General features: G+C 32.1%; 15 protein-coding genes. 11 read left to right on the forward strand and 4 right to left on the reverse strand.

What is annotated here, in order from left to right; all coding sequences use genetic code 11:
- The first annotated feature begins 73 nt into the window (after window positions 1–73).
- The 7 genes from ACNG5D_RS10655 to ric are packed head-to-tail and all read left to right on the forward strand — an operon-like array spanning window position 74 to window position 6,044.
- On the forward strand, window positions 74–670 hold the full coding sequence (locus ACNG5D_RS10655; RefSeq protein WP_418183507.1) for a hypothetical protein: 597 nt from the start codon (window positions 74–76) through the stop codon (window positions 668–670).
- A gap of 44 nt (window positions 671–714) precedes the next feature.
- Window positions 715–1,155: a nitrous oxide reductase accessory protein NosL gene (locus ACNG5D_RS10660; RefSeq protein WP_418183508.1), complete on the forward strand. Its 441-nt coding sequence runs from the start codon at window positions 715–717 to the stop codon at window positions 1,153–1,155.
- A gap of 30 nt (window positions 1,156–1,185) precedes the next feature.
- Window positions 1,186–2,586, forward strand: a complete 1,401-nt coding sequence (locus ACNG5D_RS10665; protein ID WP_418183509.1) for a nitrous oxide reductase accessory protein NosL — start codon at window positions 1,186–1,188, stop codon at window positions 2,584–2,586.
- The gene (locus tag ACNG5D_RS10670) at window positions 2,587–3,831 is read left to right on the forward strand and encodes a nitrous oxide reductase family maturation protein NosD (RefSeq protein WP_418183510.1); all 1,245 of its coding nucleotides are present in this window, start codon (window positions 2,587–2,589) and stop codon (window positions 3,829–3,831) included.
- A complete protein-coding gene (locus ACNG5D_RS10675) occupies window positions 3,825–4,532 on the forward strand; it encodes an ABC transporter ATP-binding protein (RefSeq protein ID WP_418183511.1) in 708 nt (235 codons plus the stop codon). The genes ACNG5D_RS10670 and ACNG5D_RS10675 overlap by 7 nt, the downstream gene beginning before the upstream one ends.
- A complete protein-coding gene (locus ACNG5D_RS10680) occupies window positions 4,525–5,307 on the forward strand; it encodes an ABC transporter permease (protein ID WP_418183512.1) in 783 nt (260 codons plus the stop codon). Before ACNG5D_RS10675 ends, ACNG5D_RS10680 begins: the two co-directional genes overlap by 8 nt.
- Window positions 5,308–5,327: 20 nt before the next feature.
- On the forward strand, window positions 5,328–6,044 hold the full coding sequence (gene ric, locus ACNG5D_RS10685; RefSeq protein WP_418183513.1) for an iron-sulfur cluster repair di-iron protein: 717 nt from the start codon (window positions 5,328–5,330) through the stop codon (window positions 6,042–6,044).
- 23 nt (window positions 6,045–6,067) lie between these two features.
- Here ric and ACNG5D_RS10690 read toward each other — a convergent pair whose 3' ends face one another.
- Together ACNG5D_RS10690 and ACNG5D_RS10695 are read right to left on the reverse strand one after the other, a co-directional pair.
- A complete protein-coding gene (locus ACNG5D_RS10690) occupies window positions 6,068–6,418 on the reverse strand; it encodes a hypothetical protein (protein ID WP_418183514.1) in 351 nt (116 codons plus the stop codon).
- Window positions 6,418–7,392, reverse strand: coding sequence for a polyprenyl synthetase family protein (locus tag ACNG5D_RS10695; RefSeq protein WP_418183515.1), 975 nt, complete (start codon window positions 7,390–7,392; stop codon window positions 6,418–6,420). The genes ACNG5D_RS10690 and ACNG5D_RS10695 overlap by 1 nt, the downstream gene beginning before the upstream one ends.
- Window positions 7,393–7,517: 125 nt before the next feature.
- Here ACNG5D_RS10695 and ACNG5D_RS10700 point away from each other — a divergent pair, with 125 nt between their 5' ends.
- The 4 genes from ACNG5D_RS10700 to ACNG5D_RS10715 are packed head-to-tail and all read left to right on the forward strand — an operon-like array spanning window position 7,518 to window position 14,155.
- Window positions 7,518–8,123, forward strand: a complete 606-nt coding sequence (locus tag ACNG5D_RS10700) for a TetR/AcrR family transcriptional regulator (RefSeq protein ID WP_418183516.1) — start codon at window positions 7,518–7,520, stop codon at window positions 8,121–8,123.
- 1 nt (window position 8,124) lies between these two features.
- A complete protein-coding gene (locus ACNG5D_RS10705; RefSeq protein ID WP_418183517.1) occupies window positions 8,125–9,447 on the forward strand; it encodes a TolC family protein in 1,323 nt (440 codons plus the stop codon).
- 13 nt (window positions 9,448–9,460) lie between these two features.
- Entirely contained in the window at window positions 9,461–10,639 is a 1,179-nt protein-coding gene (locus tag ACNG5D_RS10710) for an efflux RND transporter periplasmic adaptor subunit (RefSeq protein ID WP_418183518.1), read from the forward strand.
- 18 nt (window positions 10,640–10,657) lie between these two features.
- Window positions 10,658–14,155, forward strand: coding sequence for an efflux RND transporter permease subunit (locus ACNG5D_RS10715; RefSeq protein ID WP_418183519.1), 3,498 nt, complete (start codon window positions 10,658–10,660; stop codon window positions 14,153–14,155).
- 234 nt (window positions 14,156–14,389) lie between these two features.
- On the opposite strand, the gene ACNG5D_RS10720 is transcribed toward ACNG5D_RS10715, so the two are convergent.
- Both ACNG5D_RS10720 and ACNG5D_RS10725 read right to left on the reverse strand, forming a co-directional pair.
- On the reverse strand, window positions 14,390–15,697 hold the full coding sequence (locus ACNG5D_RS10720) for a RagB/SusD family nutrient uptake outer membrane protein (RefSeq protein ID WP_418183520.1): 1,308 nt from the start codon (window positions 15,695–15,697) through the stop codon (window positions 14,390–14,392).
- A 19-nt stretch (window positions 15,698–15,716) separates the two neighbouring features.
- A complete protein-coding gene (locus tag ACNG5D_RS10725; protein WP_418183521.1) occupies window positions 15,717–18,692 on the reverse strand; it encodes a SusC/RagA family TonB-linked outer membrane protein in 2,976 nt (991 codons plus the stop codon).
- Window positions 18,693–18,726 lie beyond the last annotated feature (34 nt).

Below are 18,726 nucleotides of genomic sequence, written 5' to 3' on the forward strand. Positions count from 1 at the left end.
TCCTAATAAAGGCGAGAGTTGTTTTTCGCTCTCGCCTTTCATTTAAACACTATAAAACCTTAAAAATTACGCCATGAAAAGATCTAAAATCATCATGTTTATTGCCGCTTTGCTTCCATTAGGACTATTCTTATTTCCGCTATGGAAAATCACCTTAGAAGCACCACAATACCCAACTCCTTTGGGCATGTTTATACACATCAATGATTTTTCTGATGCCAACCCACACGACATTAAAAACATCAATTTAATGAATCATTATGTTGGCATGAAATATATACCTGAAGCTATTCCAGAATTTAAAATTTTCCCTGCTGGAATTATAATAACAACCGTTATAGGTTTAATTATTGCATTTAAAGGCAATTATAAATGGTACTTAGCTTGGTTTGTTTTAATGATTGTATTAAGTAGCGCTGGTCTGTACGACTTTTATATTTGGGAGCACGATTACGGACACAACTTAGACCCTAAGGCTATCATGAAATTTACAAACCCAGATGGCACACAAATGGGATTTCAGCCTCCTTTATTTGGCAGTAAAGACATTTTAAATTTTAAAGCACATTCCTACCCACGTTTAGGAGCTTTATTTTTAGGGTTAGGCATTACATCTAGCCTTGTAGCTTTCTTAATAGGAAAGAAAAACACAAAAACAAACACAACCTAAAAGCTTATTTAAATAAAATAAACGCATTTAAAACACTAAAAACTATGCAAACACTAAAACATTATTCATTATTTGTATTCATACTCATACTTTTTAGCTGCAATACATCTCCGCAACCTATAGACTACGGAAACGATGGTTGCCATTATTGTAAAATGACAATTGTAGACAAGGTTCATGCCGCCCAAATTGTAACTAAAAAAGGCAAAGCATATAAATTTGATGCTACAGAGTGCATGGTTAATTTCTTGAACGATTTTAACCCTAATGAAGTAAAACACTACCTATCAAATAATTACACAGCACCCGAAAGCTTAATAGATGCCACAAAAGCAACGTTTTTAATTAGCAAAAACATTCCAAGTCCAATGGGTGCTTTTTTATCGGCTTTTAAAAACAAAGAAGACGCTATAAACATCCAAAAAAGTAAAGGTGGTACACTTTACAACTGGTACGAACTTTTAAGCCATTTAAACAACAAATAGAAATTAATTCTATTACTAAAATCTATATCTATGAAACGTATTTATTTACTTTCAGTCTTGTTTGTGCATTTATTTTTAAACCAAATATGCGCTCAAAACAACAATCAATGCGCACATTGTAATATGATTATTAAAGATAATTTTCATAAAGCTTCAGCCGTAATTAATAACAAAACAATTCATTTTGATGCTATAGAATGTTTAATAAATTATTTACAAAGCACAAATAAAACAGAAATTATTTCACCAAAAGTTTCTAATTATAAAACAGGAAATCTTATTGATGCCAATACAGCTGTATACTTAATAAGTAAAGCCATACCAAGCCCTATGGGAGCAAACTTATCGGCATTTAAAAACAAAAATGAGGCAACAACCTTACAAACAAAAAAAGGCGGCACTATTTACAACTGGAACGACGTTAAAGCGTTATTCAAAAAATCAAAATTTGGTTCAACTAACCACAATCATCACAACCATTACCGCCCAGATGCACATGCGCCTATTGGTGTTATGGGCGATCATCTGCACAGTAAAGGTGGCTTAATGCTATCTTTTAGGTACATGAACATGACTATGGAAGGTAATAAATCTGGCACAAATAATACAAGTAATACAACCATATATAATAACTATATGGTAGCGCCTCAAGAAATGAAAATGAACATGTATATGCTAGGAATTATGTATGCACCTTCCAACAAAATTACACTTATGCTCATGCAAAATGTTAAAAAAAACAATATGAATTTAACCGCAAATATGATGATGAATGGTATGCCAATGCTTAACAACTTTTCTACAAATTCTTCTGGCTTTGGCGACTTAAGTATTGGTGCTTTGTATGGTGTATTTAACAACCATAAAACAGCGTTTCATTTAAACGGAAGCTTAAGTATTCCTGTAGGAGCTATTAACAAACACGACAAAACACCTATGAATAATAATGCTAAACTACCTTACGCCATGCAATTAGGCAGCGGCACCTTTGATGTTATAGTTGGCGCCACATTTAAAAAAAACTATACTAATACTTCTTTAGGAACACAATTTTTAAGCACTATTAGAACTGGAAAAAACAGCGAAAACTATCGTTTTGGCAACGTTTATAAACTTAATACTTGGGGTGCTTACACGATAAATAGTAACATAAGTATATCTGCAAGGCTATTAGGTGTTTGCGAAAGCAAGCTAAAAGGTAATGATCCAGATTTAAACCCAATGATGGTTACTACAGCCAACACAAACAACTACGGAAGCAGTAAAATTAAATCGTTCTTTGGTGTAAATATTTCGTTTGCCCAAACCTCTAGCTTTAAAAAATTTAGACTAGGTATTGAGGCTGGTGCACCAATATACGAAAACTACAATGGTACCCAAATGAACGAGAACCTAACAATTAACTTTGGGTTAAAGTACAATGTGTTATAAATGAAAACACTTTTACAACATAGCATCCTATTTTTTTTAATACTTATGTATTATCCTGTATTTACTCAACCTATTAAGGTGTGTAAAACTTGCAACATTTCTACTTTAAAAGACGCCATTAGTTTTGCTAAAGATTTTGATACCATAATTGTAAAAAAAGGTACATATAAAACACATGGTATTTTAATTGACAAGCCATTAACTATTATTGGCGAAAACTACCCGATTATTGATGGCGAGCTAAAAGGCGAAATAATTACCATTACATCTAATAACGTAACTGTTGATGGTTTGTTTATTATAAATGTTGGCACTAGTTATACCGAAGATTTTGCAGCTATAAGAGTTAGAAAAAGTAAAAATTTCTTAATTAAAAATCTAGTTTTAGAAAAGCTTTTTTTTGGCATTTACCTTGAAAAATCTAGTTACGGAAAAGTATACCATAACAAAATAATTGGCAATGCCGTTCAAGAATATAATTCTGGTAATGGTATACAACTATGGTATAGCCACCATGTAGAAGTAGAACACAATTATATAGAGCATGTTAGAGACGGTATTTATTTAGAATTTTCTGATGATTGCTTAATAAAAAATAACGTTAGTGCTCAAAATTTACGCTACGGATTACATTTTATGTTTTCTAACCGCGACATTTATCAAGACAATATTTTCGAAAATAACGGCGCTGGTGTAGCTGTTATGTTTTCAAAAAAAATTAAAATGATAAACAACACGTTTAAAGAAAATTGGGGCACAGCATCATACGGTATGCTTTTAAAAGAAATAAACGATGCCGAAATTACAGGAAATACATTTAACAAAAACACCATAGGTATTAATATAGAAGGCTCTAACCGAATTACGTATAAAAACAACAACTTTACAAATAATGGTTGGGCAATTAAGGTACGTGGCGCATGCTACTCCAATAGTTTTACAGAAAACAATTTCTTGTATAACGCTTTCGATATTTCTTACAACAGCAATGTAAACGACAATGTTTTTGATAGAAATTATTGGAGCAATTACACAGGCTACGATTTAGATAAAAATGGTGTTGGAGATATACCATACAGACCTGTAAAACTATTTTCATATATAGTAAACAGAACACCAGAAACCATTATTCTACTACGAAGCATGTTCATAGATATTATTGATTTTTCTGAAAAAGTATCGCCTGTTTTTACACCAGATAATTTACTAGACCACAACCCATTAATAAAAAAAACAACATGGTAAACATAGAAAATTTACATAAAAAATTTAATAAAAATATGGTTTTAAGTGGTGTAAACCTTAAAATAAATGAAGGTGGCATATTTGCAATACTAGGCCCTAATGGATCTGGAAAAACCACATTAATAAAATCTATATTAGGTATGGTTATACCTAACAAAGGCACAATAACTATTCTAGACAAGGATATTAAAAAACACTCAAAATATCGTAATAAAATTGATTATTTACCTCAAATAGCCAACTTTCCAAGCAACTTAAAGGTTAAAGAACTTATAAAAATGATTAAAGATTTACGAGGCAAAACTAATGAAGATATACGCTTAATTAAACTTTTTAAACTAGAACCTTTTTTAAACAAAAAACTAGGAAACCTTTCTGGCGGAACAAAACAAAAAGTAAATATTGTTTTAACTTTTATGTTTAATAGCCCATTAATTATTCTAGACGAACCTACAACTGGGCTAGACCCAATTTCACTTATTAGACTAAAAAAATTAATTCAAAACGAAAAGGCTAAAGGCAAAACCATATTAATAACCTCTCATATAATGAGTTTTGTTGAAGAGGTTTCAGATGAAATTGTGTTTTTATTAGAAGGTAAAATATATTTCAAAGGTTCTATTTCAGAATTAAAATTAAAAACAAAACAACAAGATTTCGAACATGCAATAGCATCTATATTCACAAAAAACCATGCTTAAAATATTAAAATATAGTTTTTACGATTTAATACGAAGCCGGTGGAGTTATGTATACTTCGCTTTCTATTCTCTACTTGGCGTTGTATTGTTATTTTTAAACAACAACCTATCAAAAGCAGTTATTACTTTAATGAATGTTATTATAGTATTAGTACCCTTAATAGGAACCATTTTTGGTGTTATGTATTACTATAATTCCAAAGAGTTTACAGAACTTTTATTAGCACAACCCTTAAAGCGTTCGTCCATTTTTTTAGGTCAATACTTAGGTGTTGCCCTATCACTATCTATGAGCCTAATATTAGGTTTAGGCATCCCCTTTGTATTTTATGGACTATTTAAAAGTCATGCCATTTGGGACTTTTCTTTATTACTTATTACTGGTACTTTTTTAACACTAATATTTACGGCTTTAGCCTTTAATATAGCACTACTAAACGAAAACAAAATAAAAGGTTTTGGTTACGCCATATTACTTTGGCTCTTTCTTGCCATTATTTACGATGGCGTTTTTTTAATGAGCCTTATTTTATTTGAAGATTACCCACTAGACAGACTCTCCTTAATAGGAACCTTAATAAATCCTATCGATTTATCAAGAACACTTATTCTTTTAAAACTAGACATATCGGCATTACTTGGTTATACCGGTGCTGTTTTTAAACAGTTTTTCGGTACTAACTTTGGGCTTATAGCATCATCATTAACATTACTAATCTGGGTTATTTTACCTGTTTTAAAAATGGTAAGCAAATGTAAAAAGAAAGATTTCTAATTATAAAAACATATATAAACATGAATACAATAGAGCATAAAACAGTAGCCGAAGCTGTTACAGAAAATATTAAAACAGCGCACATATTTAAAAAACATGGTATAGATTTTTGTTGCGGTGGTAACATTAGTATTAAAAAAGCCTGCGAAAACAAAAACATTAATTATACAGAAATTAAAAACGAATTATTGGCTGTTAATCAGGCTGCAAAAACACACAACTACAATGCTTGGAAGCTCGATTTTTTAATAGACCATATTATTAACATACACCATAGCTATGTAGAAGCATCTATACCTCTAATACTACAATACTCAAACAAAGTAGCTAAAGTTCATGGGCACCATTACCCAGAAGTTATTAAAATTAACACCCTTTTTACCGAAGTTGCTAACGAGTTAGCTACGCATTTAAAAAAAGAAGAACTCATTCTTTTTCCTTACATAAAAAAACTACTTAAGCATAAAGAAGAAAATACAACTTTTACAAAACCTAATTTTGGTACAGTAAATAACCCTATTAATATGATGGAATCGGAACATGAATTGGCTGGTAATATTTTTAAAACCATAGCCCAACTTACAAATAATTACGTAGCTCCAAAAAATGCTTGTAATACCTTTAAGGCTTTGTACTCTAAACTTAATGAGTTTGAAGAAGATTTACACCAACACATACATCTAGAAAACAATATTTTACACCCCAAAGCTATTTTATTAGAAAAAAGTTTTGCCTAAAATCATATAAAAAAGGTGTGGTTTTACGAGTATTTATGTTTAAACCACACTTTTTGCCACTCGCGTTTTAATATTAAAAACGCAACATCTTCCGATAGTTTTATCGTATCATCACCTTGTAAGGCTTTTACCTGATTTTCAGAAACATCAATAATATAAAGTAAGTTTAAATATTCGGTAAATTTTTCTTGAATAAGCTTATAAACCGTTTCATGTAATAAGAGCTTTAAACTTGAAGGTAAAACATCTTCATGAAAATCTAAATCTATATTAGCCAAATGAAAATCTTTATTAAGCTGAATAATTAATTTTTTATACAAATCTAACCGATTTGCTTCTTCAACTAAACTTTCAAAAGTTGTAGGTAATTGCATTAAACCGTTCTATTCATTAAATTATTACCAAATGCTTTTAATAGTAATTTTTTATCTTCAGAAATATTTAAAGCATTTAAAACCGCAAACGCTTTATTGGTATAATCTTTAATAGCTAGTTTAGTAGCATTTGCCGATCCTGTAGATATAAAAAACTGTTTTGCTCTTTCTATTTTACTATTAACATCTTTAGGGTTTAATGTAAATAATTGTTGAAGCTCTTCTTTATCAGCTTCATTAGAAAACTCTATAGCTTTTAAATACAAATAGGTTTTTTTGTTTTCAATAATATCGCCTCCAACCTGTTTCCCAAATGTTTTAGGGTCTCCAAACGCATCCAAATAATCGTCTTGTAACTGAAAAGCAATACCTAAATATCTTCCAAACTCGTAAATATTTTTTTGATCCTCAGGTAATGCCTGTGCTACAATAGCACCCATTTGCATAGCCGCACCTACTAAAACTGCCGTTTTATACTCAATCATTTTTAAATATTCGGGTATGGTTACATCGCTTCTAGTTTCAAAATCAACGTCGTATTGTTGGCCCTCACAAACCTCTAGAGCCGTTTTACTAAACAATTTTGCTAAAGCTTGAAATGTACTTGCATCGTACTTTTCAAAAAGTTGATATGCCATAATTAACATAGCATCGCCAGATAGAATACCTGTATTTACATCCCATTTTTCGTGTACTGTTTGCTTACCTCTACGTAATGGTGCAGCATCCATAATATCGTCATGAACTAACGAGAAATTATGAAATACTTCAATGCTTAAAGCTGCAAACAATGCTTTTTTATAATTGCCGTTAAAAATATCGGCAGCCATTAAAGTTAAAACTGGGCGTAAACGTTTTCCTCCTAAACCTAAAATATAATCAATAGGTGTATAAAGGTTTTTAGGTTCTTTAACTACAGTATAATTTTCTAAAAACTGTAAAAATTCGTCTTGATATTTTTCTATTGAAAGCATTAAACAAAAATAGGGTAATTCGTAACAATTCAAAACAGGAATGTAACGGATATGTTAAAAAAACATTAAAACTCAGGAAACTTTTTTTGTTTTGAAAGTTTCCGCACTTATATTTGCACAAAATTATGAGAGATAAAATTACACATAAAGCAGCAGAAATGTTTTTAACACTTGGTTTTAAAAGTGTTACCATGGACGATATAGCGCATGAAATGGGCATATCTAAAAAAACCATTTATGTACATTTTGCTAATAAAACAAAACTTGTTGAAGCTGTTACTTTTGAATTATTTGAAACTATATGCGACGGTATTGATGGTATTTGTAACGCATCAAACAACCCTATTGAGGAGTTATACTCAATAAAAATGTACGTAATGCAGCATTTAAAAAGCGAGAAAGCTTCACCACAATTTCAACTTAAAAAATACTACCCAAAAATATACGATGCATTAAAGCTTAAACAATTTGGTAAAATGCACGATTCTGTAAAAGACAGTTTACAAAAAGGGATTGATACAGGATTGTTTAGGCCAAACATTAATGTAGATTTTATTTCTAGAATGTACTTTAATGGCATGACAGGTATTAAGGATATTTCTATTTTCCCTCAAGACGTTTATTCTATGGAATATTTAATGGAAAGCTATTTAGAGTATCATTTAAGAGCCATTATAACAGAAAAAGGGTTACAAATATTAAATCAATTTATAACATCAAATCAATCATAAAATGAAGAACAAACTAATTGTATTATTTAGTTTAATAAGTTCTATTGCCATGTTTTCGCAAGAAAACAACCAAAGCTTCTCTTTACAAGAGGCTATAAATTATGCTTTAGAACATAACAGAACTGCAAAAAATGCAGCTTTAGACATACAGTCTGCAATAAAACAAAAATGGGAAACAACTACCATTGGGTTTCCGCAAATAAGTGCTGGTATAGATTACCAAAACAATATTGAACGCCAATTTGGTGCCGTAGATTTTGATAATGATGGCGTACCAGAGTTTGGAGCAAAACAAACTGTTACCGCATCGGCTTCTGCAACGCAACTACTTTTTGATGGCTCTTATTTAGTAGGTTTACAATCTGCAAAAGTATTTTTAGAAATCTCTAAAAACGCCAAAGAAAAAACAGATTTAGAAGTTAGAAAAGCAGTAATAAACGCTTACGGCAATGTATTATTAGCAGAATCTAGCGCAGAAATACTAGAACGTAATGTAACCATTTTAACAAAAAACTTAAACGAGCTTACAAAAATTTACGAAAACGGATTAGAAGAAGAAGAAAGTGTAGAACAATTACAAATTACATTATCTGAAATTAAAAGCAATTTAAGCAATGTTAACCGACTTAAAGATTTATCGTACCAAATGCTAAATATAACATTAGGTCGCGATCTAAACGATGGTTTAACTTTAAGTGATAGCTTAGAGTTTTTAACCGTAAAAAACATATCGTTAAATGTTTTAAATAATAGCTACGACATTACACAAAATATAGATTATAAAATTGCCGAAAACGATATAAAATCAAAAGAACTTCTAGTAAAACTAGAAAAAAGCGAATTTTTACCAAAACTAAGCACCTTTATAAACGCAAACTATTTAGGCTTTAACGAAAAGTTTAGGTTTTTAAATAAAAATCAAGTTTGGGTACCAACAGCAGCCTTTGGCGTAAGTTTAAAAATTCCTGTTTTTAATTTCTTTGGACAAAAAGCAGCCACACAACGAGCTAAAATAAACCTTGAAAAATCTAGAGAAGATTTTACCGAAACCGAACAACGTTTAAAACTTGAAATTGCTTCTGCTAAAAGCGATTACCAATACGCTATTGAAGATTACGAAAACAAAAAGAAAAACCTAAACCTTGCCCAACGTATCGAACAAAAAAACCAAACCAAGTTTTTTGAAGGCATTGCTTCTAGTTTCGATTTAAGGCAAGCACAAACACAATTATATAGTTCGCAACAAGATTTTCTTCAAGCCATGCTAGACGTTATAACAAAAAAAGCCGAACTAGAAACTGTACTAAATACTATTAACAATTAAAAATCAATCAAAAATGAAATATATATATGCACTCGTATTAGTAAGCTTTCTTTTAACCTCTTGCGGAGGCGACAAGAAAAAATCTGTTGAAGATATAATAGCAACAAACAATTTAGAGCTTATTAGGCAAAAAAAGGCCGAATTAGACGCTTCATCTCAAGAAATTTCTAATCAATTAAAACAATTAGAAAAAACCATAAAAAATTTAGACCCGCAAGAAAAAGTACCATTAATCACCACTTTTACTGCAAAAGAAACCATTTTTAATCATTTTGTAGAGCTTCAAGGTAATGTAAACACAAAACAAAATATAGTAATATATCCAGAATTTTCTGGAGTATTATCTCGTGTGTATGTTAAAGAAGGGCAAAAAGTAAGCAAAGGACAAATTTTAGCTAAAATTGACGATGGTGGACTAAGCCAACAACTATCGCAATTAAAAATTCAAACAGAATTAGCTAAAACAACTTTCGAGCGCCAAAAACGCTTATGGAACCAAAAAATAGGTAGTGAAATTCAATACCTACAAGCAAAAGCCTCTTACGAATCGCAACTAGAAGCTACTAAACAACTAGAGCAACAAGTAGGCAAAACTGTTGTTCGCGCACCTTTTTCTGGTTCTATAGACGATGTTATTACAGACCAAGGTAGCGTTGTTGCCCCAGGACAATCTATGCTTTTTAGAATTGTAAACCTAAATGATATGTATATTGAAACCGATGTACCAGAACGTTATGTATCAAACATTGTTAAAGGCAAAGAAGTTAAAGTAAACTTCCCCGTTTTAGGTAAAAACATTAACGCCAAAGTACGTCAAGCCGGTAACTTTATTAATCCTGCAAATAGAACGTTTAAAGTTGAAGTTGCTATTCCTAGCAAAGACTTAGCAATAAAGCCTAACCTAACAGCAAAACTTAAAATAAACGACTATACCAATAACAAAGCTATTTTAATTCCGCAAAGCATTATTTCAGAAAATGCCGAAGGACAACAATATGTATACACTATAACAGATAAGGCAGAAAACAAAGCCAAAGTAAAGCGTGAATTTATTGAAACAGGCAAAACTCAAGGCGACCATATTGAAGTGCTTTCTGGTATAGAAAATGGCGAAGAAATTATTGACGAAGGGGCGCGTAGTGTTAAAGACGGGCAAGAAGTAAAAATTCTTGTTATTGAAAACGCAAACTAATACTAAAGACCAAAACCAATGACTAAAGATAAAAAAAAGAAAAAAGTAAATAAAGAGTTTGGTTTATCCTCTTGGGCCATCAACAACAAAACCACAATGTATGTGTTAATTGCGTTGATACTTTTTTTAGGCGCAGGCGCTTATTTTAGTATGCCTCGAGAAAGTTTCCCAGAAATTAAAGAAACTAAAATATACATTAGCTCTGTTTACCCAGGAAACACAGCAGAAGATATTGAAAAACTTATTACAGACCCTATTGAAGACAAACTAAAAACAGTAAGTAATGTTGTAGAAATAACATCTACATCTCAAGAAGATTACTCCATAGTAATTGTAGAGTTTGACGAAAACATATCGGTTGAAGCCGCAAAGCAAAAAGTAAAAGACGAGGTAGACTCTGAAACCTCCGGCGAAGATTGGCCAACATTTAACGGCGCTAAAGTCGAACCAAATGTATTCGACTTAAGCATGTCTGAAGAAATCCCAATTCTAAACATAAATATTTCTGGCGATTACCCCGTAGATAAACTTAAAGAATTTGGAGAATATTTAGAAGACGAAATTGAAGGACTCCAAGAAATTAAGCAAGTTGATATTCGTGGAGCTCAAGAAAAAGAAGTTGAAGTTGCTGTAGATATTTATAAAATGATGGCAGCCCAAGTTAGTTTCGACGATATTATTAATACCATTAGTAGAGAAAACATGACCATGTCTGCAGGTAATTTAATTACTAGCGGGCAACGTAGAACCATCAGGATTTTAGGCGAAATTGAAAACCCTAACGAACTAGAAAACTTTGTAATAAAAGCCGAACACAACAAATCTATTTACTTAAAAGATGTTGCTAAAGTAACCTTTAAAGACGAAGATAAAACAACATATGCAAGAGAGTTTGGAACACCCGTTGTAATGCTAGATGTTAAAAAACGAGCTGGGAAAAACATGGTCGCTGCTGCCGAGCAAATTCAGGTTTTAGTTAAAGATGCTCTAGACAATAAATTTCCGCCAGATTTAACTGTTACTATAGCTAACGACCAGTCTTCAAAAACCATCGGACAAGTAGACGATTTAGTAAACAACATCATATTTGGTATTATTTTAGTTGTAACCGTTTTAATGTTCTTTTTAGGATTTAAAAACGCCCTTTTTGTTGGGTTTGCCATACCTATGTCTATGTTTATGTCGCTCATGATATTAAACTATTTAGGCTACACCATGAATACGATGATTCTTTTCGGATTAATTATGGGACTTGGTATGCTAGTAGATAACGGTATTGTTGTTGTAGAAAACGTTTACCGTTTAATGTCTGAAGAAGGTATGAGCCGTATTGAAGCTGCTAAAAAAGGTATTGGAGAAATTGCCTTTCCTATTATTATTTCAACAGCAACTACAGTAGCCGCCTTTATTCCTTTAGGTTTATGGCCAGGTGTTATGGGACAATTCATGATTTATTTCCCCATTACACTATCGGTTGTATTAGGCTCATCATTATTTGTTGCCATCTTTTTTAACTCGGTTTTAGTATCTCAATACATGACCATAGAAGACAAAAACATGCCTTTAAAAAGCATTATAAAACTATCTATAATTGTTGGAGGTATTGGATTGCTTATTTTATTTTTTGGCGGAGCTTACAGAGGTCTAGGAACCCTTATGGTTATAACTGTTGTTTTACTATGGGTTTACCGTTTATTTTTAAGAAGTTGGGCTAACGGATTTCAAAATAAAATTTTACCACGCTGGGAACGTGTATACGAAAAATCGTTACGCTTTGCTTTAAGCGGGAAAAAACCAGGTATCATTACAGTTGTAACCATTATTTTATTATTTATTGCTTTTATGGGCTTTGGTGCCTCGGTTGGAAGTCAACGTACTAAAGTAGAGTTTTTTCCAGATAACACACCAAATCAAATTATAGTTTATATTGAATATCCCGAAGGAACAGATATTAAAAAAACGAATGCGATTACTAAAGATATTGAGCAACGTGTTTATAAAATTATAAATAACGAAGCCTATATGCATGGCCATTTTAATTTCTTAACAGAAAGTGCCGTATCTCAAGTTGGCGAAGGTGCAGGAAACCCGCAAACAGACGGAGGTTCTGCTGCCGAAATGCCGCATCGAGGAAAAATAACAGCAACCATGCGCGAATATAAGTTTAGAGAAGGCGCAGATAGTCAAGAACTTCTTAAAAAAGTACAAGAAGATTTAAAAGATGTATACCCTGGAGTTGCTATCTCTGTTGAAAAGGATGCTGTTGGACCTCCTGCCGGTTATCCAATTAACGTAGAATTAGAAGGTGAAGACTACGGAGAATTAATTGCAACAGCCGAAAAAATGCGCGATTTTATTAACTCTAAAAACATTCAAGGTATTGATGAGTTAAAAATAGACGTAAACAAATCTAAACCTTCCATGCAAGTTGTTGTAGATAGAAAAAAGGCTGGCGAATTGGGTGTTACCTCTGGTCAAGTAGGACAACAACTTCGTAACTCTATTTTTGGAGCTAAAGCAGGTATATACAAAGAAGATGGAGAAGATTATGATATTTACGTACGCTTTAATGAAGAAAACAGATATAACACAAGCGCTATTTTTAATCAAAGAATTACATTTAGAGATATGGCATCTGGCCAAATAAAAGAAATTCCTATTTCTACAGTTGCCAAACAATCTAATAGTTCTGGCTTTAGTGCCATAAAACATAAAGACGTTAAACGTGTTGTTACTTTATACTCTGCCTTAGCATCTGGATATACCGATGCTGGTGCCATTGTATCAAAAATTCAACACGAAATGCAAAGCTTTACAGAACAACCTGAAGGTGTTAAAATTGATTACACAGGGCAAATTGAAGAACAAAATAAGCAAATGGCCTTTTTAATGGGAGCTTTCTTTACAGGTTTAGGTCTAATATTCTTTATCTTAATATTTCAATTTAACTCGGTTTCTAAACCAGGCATTATAATGCTAGCTATATTTTTAAGTTTAATAGGCGTATTTGGAGGTATTGTAGCTACTGGAAGTTCTTTTGTTATTATGATGACTATGATGGGTATTATATCTCTTGCAGGGATTGTTGTAAATAACGGCGTTGTACTTTTAGATTATACGCAACTTTTAATTGATAGACGAAAAGTTAAAAACAATTTAGAAGACAACCAATACTTAGATAAAAACGAACTAATTGAAGCTATTGTAAAAGGCGGAAAAGCACGTTTACGTCCTGTTTTACTTACTGCAATTACAACAATTCTAGGTTTAATTCCGTTAGCAACAGGTTTAAATATTAACTTTTTTACTTTATTTAGCGAGTTTGATGCAAATATTTACATGGGAGGTGATAATGTTATTTTCTGGGGTCCCCTTGCCTGGACTGTTATTTACGGTCTTTTTGTAGCAACATTTTTAACCTTAATAGTTGTCCCAATTTTATTTTATCTTGTTACCAAATTTAAAATGTGGTTATATAAAGATAGGGTATCAAATCAAGAAACAGTAGTTTCTTAATAAATTTTAAATTTAGATACGTTTAAATTAATTTAAAAATAATTACCTTGTGTTTAAAACAAGGTTTTAATTAAAATTGTTATTTAAAAAAATAACAATTAGGATTTAAAACAACCTTAAAAGGTTTGTTTTAAAAAAATCCTTTTTGTTCTTAGACTAAAAGGATTAGTTAATAGCGAAGAAAAGCCCCAACAATTGTTGGGGCTTTTTGATTATAAATATTTTAGGATTTTTCTATTTATTCTCATTAGCAGGAACTGGTACCGCTTCAGGCACATTGTCTCCAGCTCTATCGTTAGGTAATTCGCTAAGTCTATCAAACCTTCTCATATCTACCCATCTATGCCCTTCTCCAAATAACGAGTATCTTCTTTGAAAAAGGATTTCATCTTCTAAAGCTGCTGGAGTTTGAGCTCCTAAATATGGTCCAACGCCTGCTGCATTTCTAACCACATCTATAGCCATCACAGCATCGGCTGGGCTAGATACCATATTTGCTTCAGCATATAAAAGAATTAATTCTTCGTTTCGCATTAATGGAATAGCATCTACATTTGATTGATACAACCAAACATCATGTGTACCTACTAAACCTGAAGCTTCTCTAGGATCGTCTCGTAAAACAACTTTATCAACTCTGCTATCCATAGCTAAAGCATCATCTATAAAGCTTGAGTGAGCTACCCTTACATTAGCTTCTTGATTTAAGGCAATAAAAAGCGGATTAGGCTGATCTGCACCTGATAACGAGAAAGTATGATAAACTCCCTCATTTAAATCTCCAGACATATCCATAAAAGAATCTCCTAATAATGATAACACATTTGTATAATTTCCTCTATAAGCTTCAACTCTTGCATTTAAGGCTTTGTTAAATTGTAAAAAACCTGCAGGCGTATCAAAACCAGTATAACCAGAAGTTAAATTAAATGGAAAACTTGATCCTCCAGCTGCCAAATCTGTTGCTGCTGAAGATAAAAGGTTATTAATTTCTGTTAAAGCATCTGCATGGGTAACAAAATCGCCTAAATTATCTGGGTCTACAACATCAATTCTTATACCATTTGTATATTGATTGTTAGCAACAGAAAGCAACTCGTGGGCTTTTAACGTATTTAATACGCCTCTAATTGATGCAATTTCTTGAGTAGAAAAATCTGAAGTTGTATTTTCAAGTCCTGTTAATGCTAAATTGATGTCTTTTATAGCAGCGTATCTTGAAGACCAAGGTGTTGTTGTGTAAAACGTATTATTATCTAAAAGTCCTGTTACTACATCGCCTTCAAAACGCGGGTCTGAACTTGTAAAATAATAATACTCTCTTCCAAAAATACTTTGTACATCTATTTGGGTATTTAATCTTGATCTCATATCAGAAAGCACACCAGCTATAGCTTGTGGCAATTCTCCTCTTGACAAATCATCGGATATTGATGATGTACTTGCTCCGTTTAAACTCTCGCCACCTTCAAGTGTACACGACGTAAACGTCATAACACTAATGGCAAAAATTAATGTGTATATTTTTATTGTTATCTTCATTTTTCTGAATTTTTAATTTTTAAAATTGTGCTGATAAATGGAACATATATCTTTTAGACGATGGAAAAGGTGTAACCTCAACTCCTGTTGATAATCCATTACCACCAAAGTTAGATACTTCAGGGTCATAACTATTATAATCAAAAATATTAATTAGGTTATTACCAGATAATCCAATTTTTACATTAGATACCACACCGCTAAACCATTTGTCTAAATTTTCTTTAGGTACAGTATAATATAAACCTATTTCTCTAAGTCTTAAATAAGAAGCATCTTCAACAAAAGGTGTTGCATTTCCTGCAAAAATTCCGTTTGTAGTTCTATACTCTCCATTAGGGATTAGTCCATCAGGATCAACAGTAAAATCGTCATAATCAGCACTAGTTCCTCCAAAATCAGATAATAATTTTGTTAGGTTTATATTATCTCCACCTTTTTTCCAGTGCCATAAAAATGATAATGTAAAGTCTTTATACGAAAAATTATTAGTAAATGACATTTGAAAATCTGGTTCGGCATCACCTAAAACAGATACTGGAGTTCCTGGCCCTGTTGTACCTACAATTTGCGTTACACTTTTACCTTCTTCAATTTGAAATTGCCCTAAACTATTACCAAATCCACCTAAATTAAAAGTAGGTACATTTAGTTTAGTCATTTCAGAAGTATTTTTATACCAAGTAATTCCTGTATCCCATGTAAAATCATCGGTATCAAAAGCGTTTATATTAACACCTATTTCAACACCTCTATTTTCAAGTGTACCAGCATTTGTCCACTCTGTAACAAAACCAGACGATGGTTCTATATTGGCATTTAATAATAAATCTTCAACTTTTTTCTTATAGTAAGTAAACTCTAAAGAAATTTTATTATTTAAAAATCCGGCATCAAAACCTAGTTCTAGTTCGCTTTGTCTTTCAGGGGTAATATCTTCGTTACCTCTAATAGTTGGTACTGCTATACCTACATTACCATCTATTCCTGCACTACCGTAAATGGTAAATAACGACCCAAATGCTGCAAAAGTTCCTGCTTCACCATAAGCAATTCTTGGCTTAAATCTATTTATAGTTTCGTTACCTCCCCAAAAATCAAAATTATGTAAGTTTGCTGCTAAAGAAGCTTTTGGATAATAAAACAACTCATTATTATCTCCGTTATTTGTAGATTTATCACCACGAATACCTAATGTTGCTATTAACTTATCTTGGTAGTTAACAGACTCTTGAACAAAAAATCCAAAATCTTCTTGTTCTAATCTAAATTGATTTACGGTTTGATTTGCTGCCTGATCTACATTAGTTTCTGAAGCAATTAAATCGGATGCTATAACTCTAACTACGTTCTGCGAAAATTGCTCGTTAGTTACACCAGCTTGTGTTGTAAAATTAATATCGCTATCTGTAGTATAATTATGCACTAAAAACGCCGAGTAATTTGCATTTGTATTTGTTGTATTAGATACTGCAGATACACCATTAACACCACCTTGGTCTGGCCTCATAAATTGTAACTCTTTAGGGAAAATTACTGTAGATGTTAAAGTATAGTGATCTGAACCTGCTTTTGCTACAAATTGTAAGTCTGATCGATCTCCTCTATATAAATTAATATCTAAAGTACCACCTGTAATAAATCTTTTTGTGGTTTCATTATTTGTCATCAAATCTCTGGTTTGTAATGGATTTGATGAGTTATTTGGATGATCGGGATAGTTTCCATTTGCATCTGGTAATAAATAATCCCAAGGGCGTGTAGATGTTAATGCAACACCAATGGTTGTTCCCGTATTATCGTTATTAAAGAAACCTCTATCTGCAGATGAGTTAATATAATTACTTACTAAAGATAACTTTATATTATCTGTAAATCTATGATCTACATTTAACCTAAATGATGTTTTATCGTAACCTGTACGTTTAACAATACCATCTTCTTGGTTTCTAGTAATACCACCATAAAATGTAGTTTTATCTGATCCGCCAGACATACTTATATTAGTATTAGATATAAAACCTTTTTCTCCAAAAATTTCTTTTTCGTAATCTCTTAAAGTTCCAGCATTTTTAGCAGCTGTATAAAGTGCGCCTTCTCCATATACACTTTCTGCTAACTCTTCAGTCCAATTTCTTTGACCTTGCAAATTAATAACTTCGTTAAACCCTATAGATTGAGAAAAGTTTAAATTAGTTTTACCTGCTTTACCTTTTTTAGTAGTAATAATAATAACACCTGCTGCTCCTCGAGAACCATATATTGCAGAAGCAGATGCTCCTTTTAATATTTCAATATTAGCAATATCGTCTGGGTTTATATCTGCTATTCTATTTGTAGCATTATCTTGAGATGAAGGGTTTCCTCCACTTGCAGCTCCTGATACAGCATTTAAACCTCCTGAAGAAATACTACTATTATCAATATATACACCATCAATAATATATAATGGTTGCGAGTTACCATTAATAGATGTAACACCTCTTAGTTTTACCGATAAACCACCTCCTGGTGCACCCGAGTTAGACGACACCAAAGCACCTGTAAACTTACCAGCCAACGCGCCATCTAAGGTTTGCGGTGGTGTAACTCCTGCTAAATCTTCAGCAGAAATAGACGCGACAGAATTTGCAGCATTTTTTCTTTTAATACTAGATGCTAAACCTGAGATAACAACCTCATCTAAAGCCGTAGCAGACTCTTGTAATGTTACATTAACAACACCTGCAGAATTTACTTGTTTTTCAATAGTTTCAAACCCTAAGGAAGAAAATACTATTGTAACAGGAAAATTGTTTACGTTTAAACTGAAATTACCATCAAAATCTGCGGTTGTTCCAGTACTAGTTCCTTTAATAATAACATTTGTACCTCCTAAAGGTAAATTGGTTGCACCATCTGTAACAGTTCCTGTAATAGCTCCTTGCGAAAAGGAAATTGCAGGAAAAAGCAACAGCATAAGCAAGTACATTTTTAAATGCAATACTTTAATCATAATATTTAGTTTTGAAATTAGTCTGCCTAAATAT

Origin of the sequence: Algibacter ulvanivorans (genome assembly GCF_048381495.1) — a bacterium.
Lineage (GTDB): Bacteria > Bacteroidota > Bacteroidia > Flavobacteriales > Flavobacteriaceae > Algibacter_B > Algibacter_B ulvanivorans.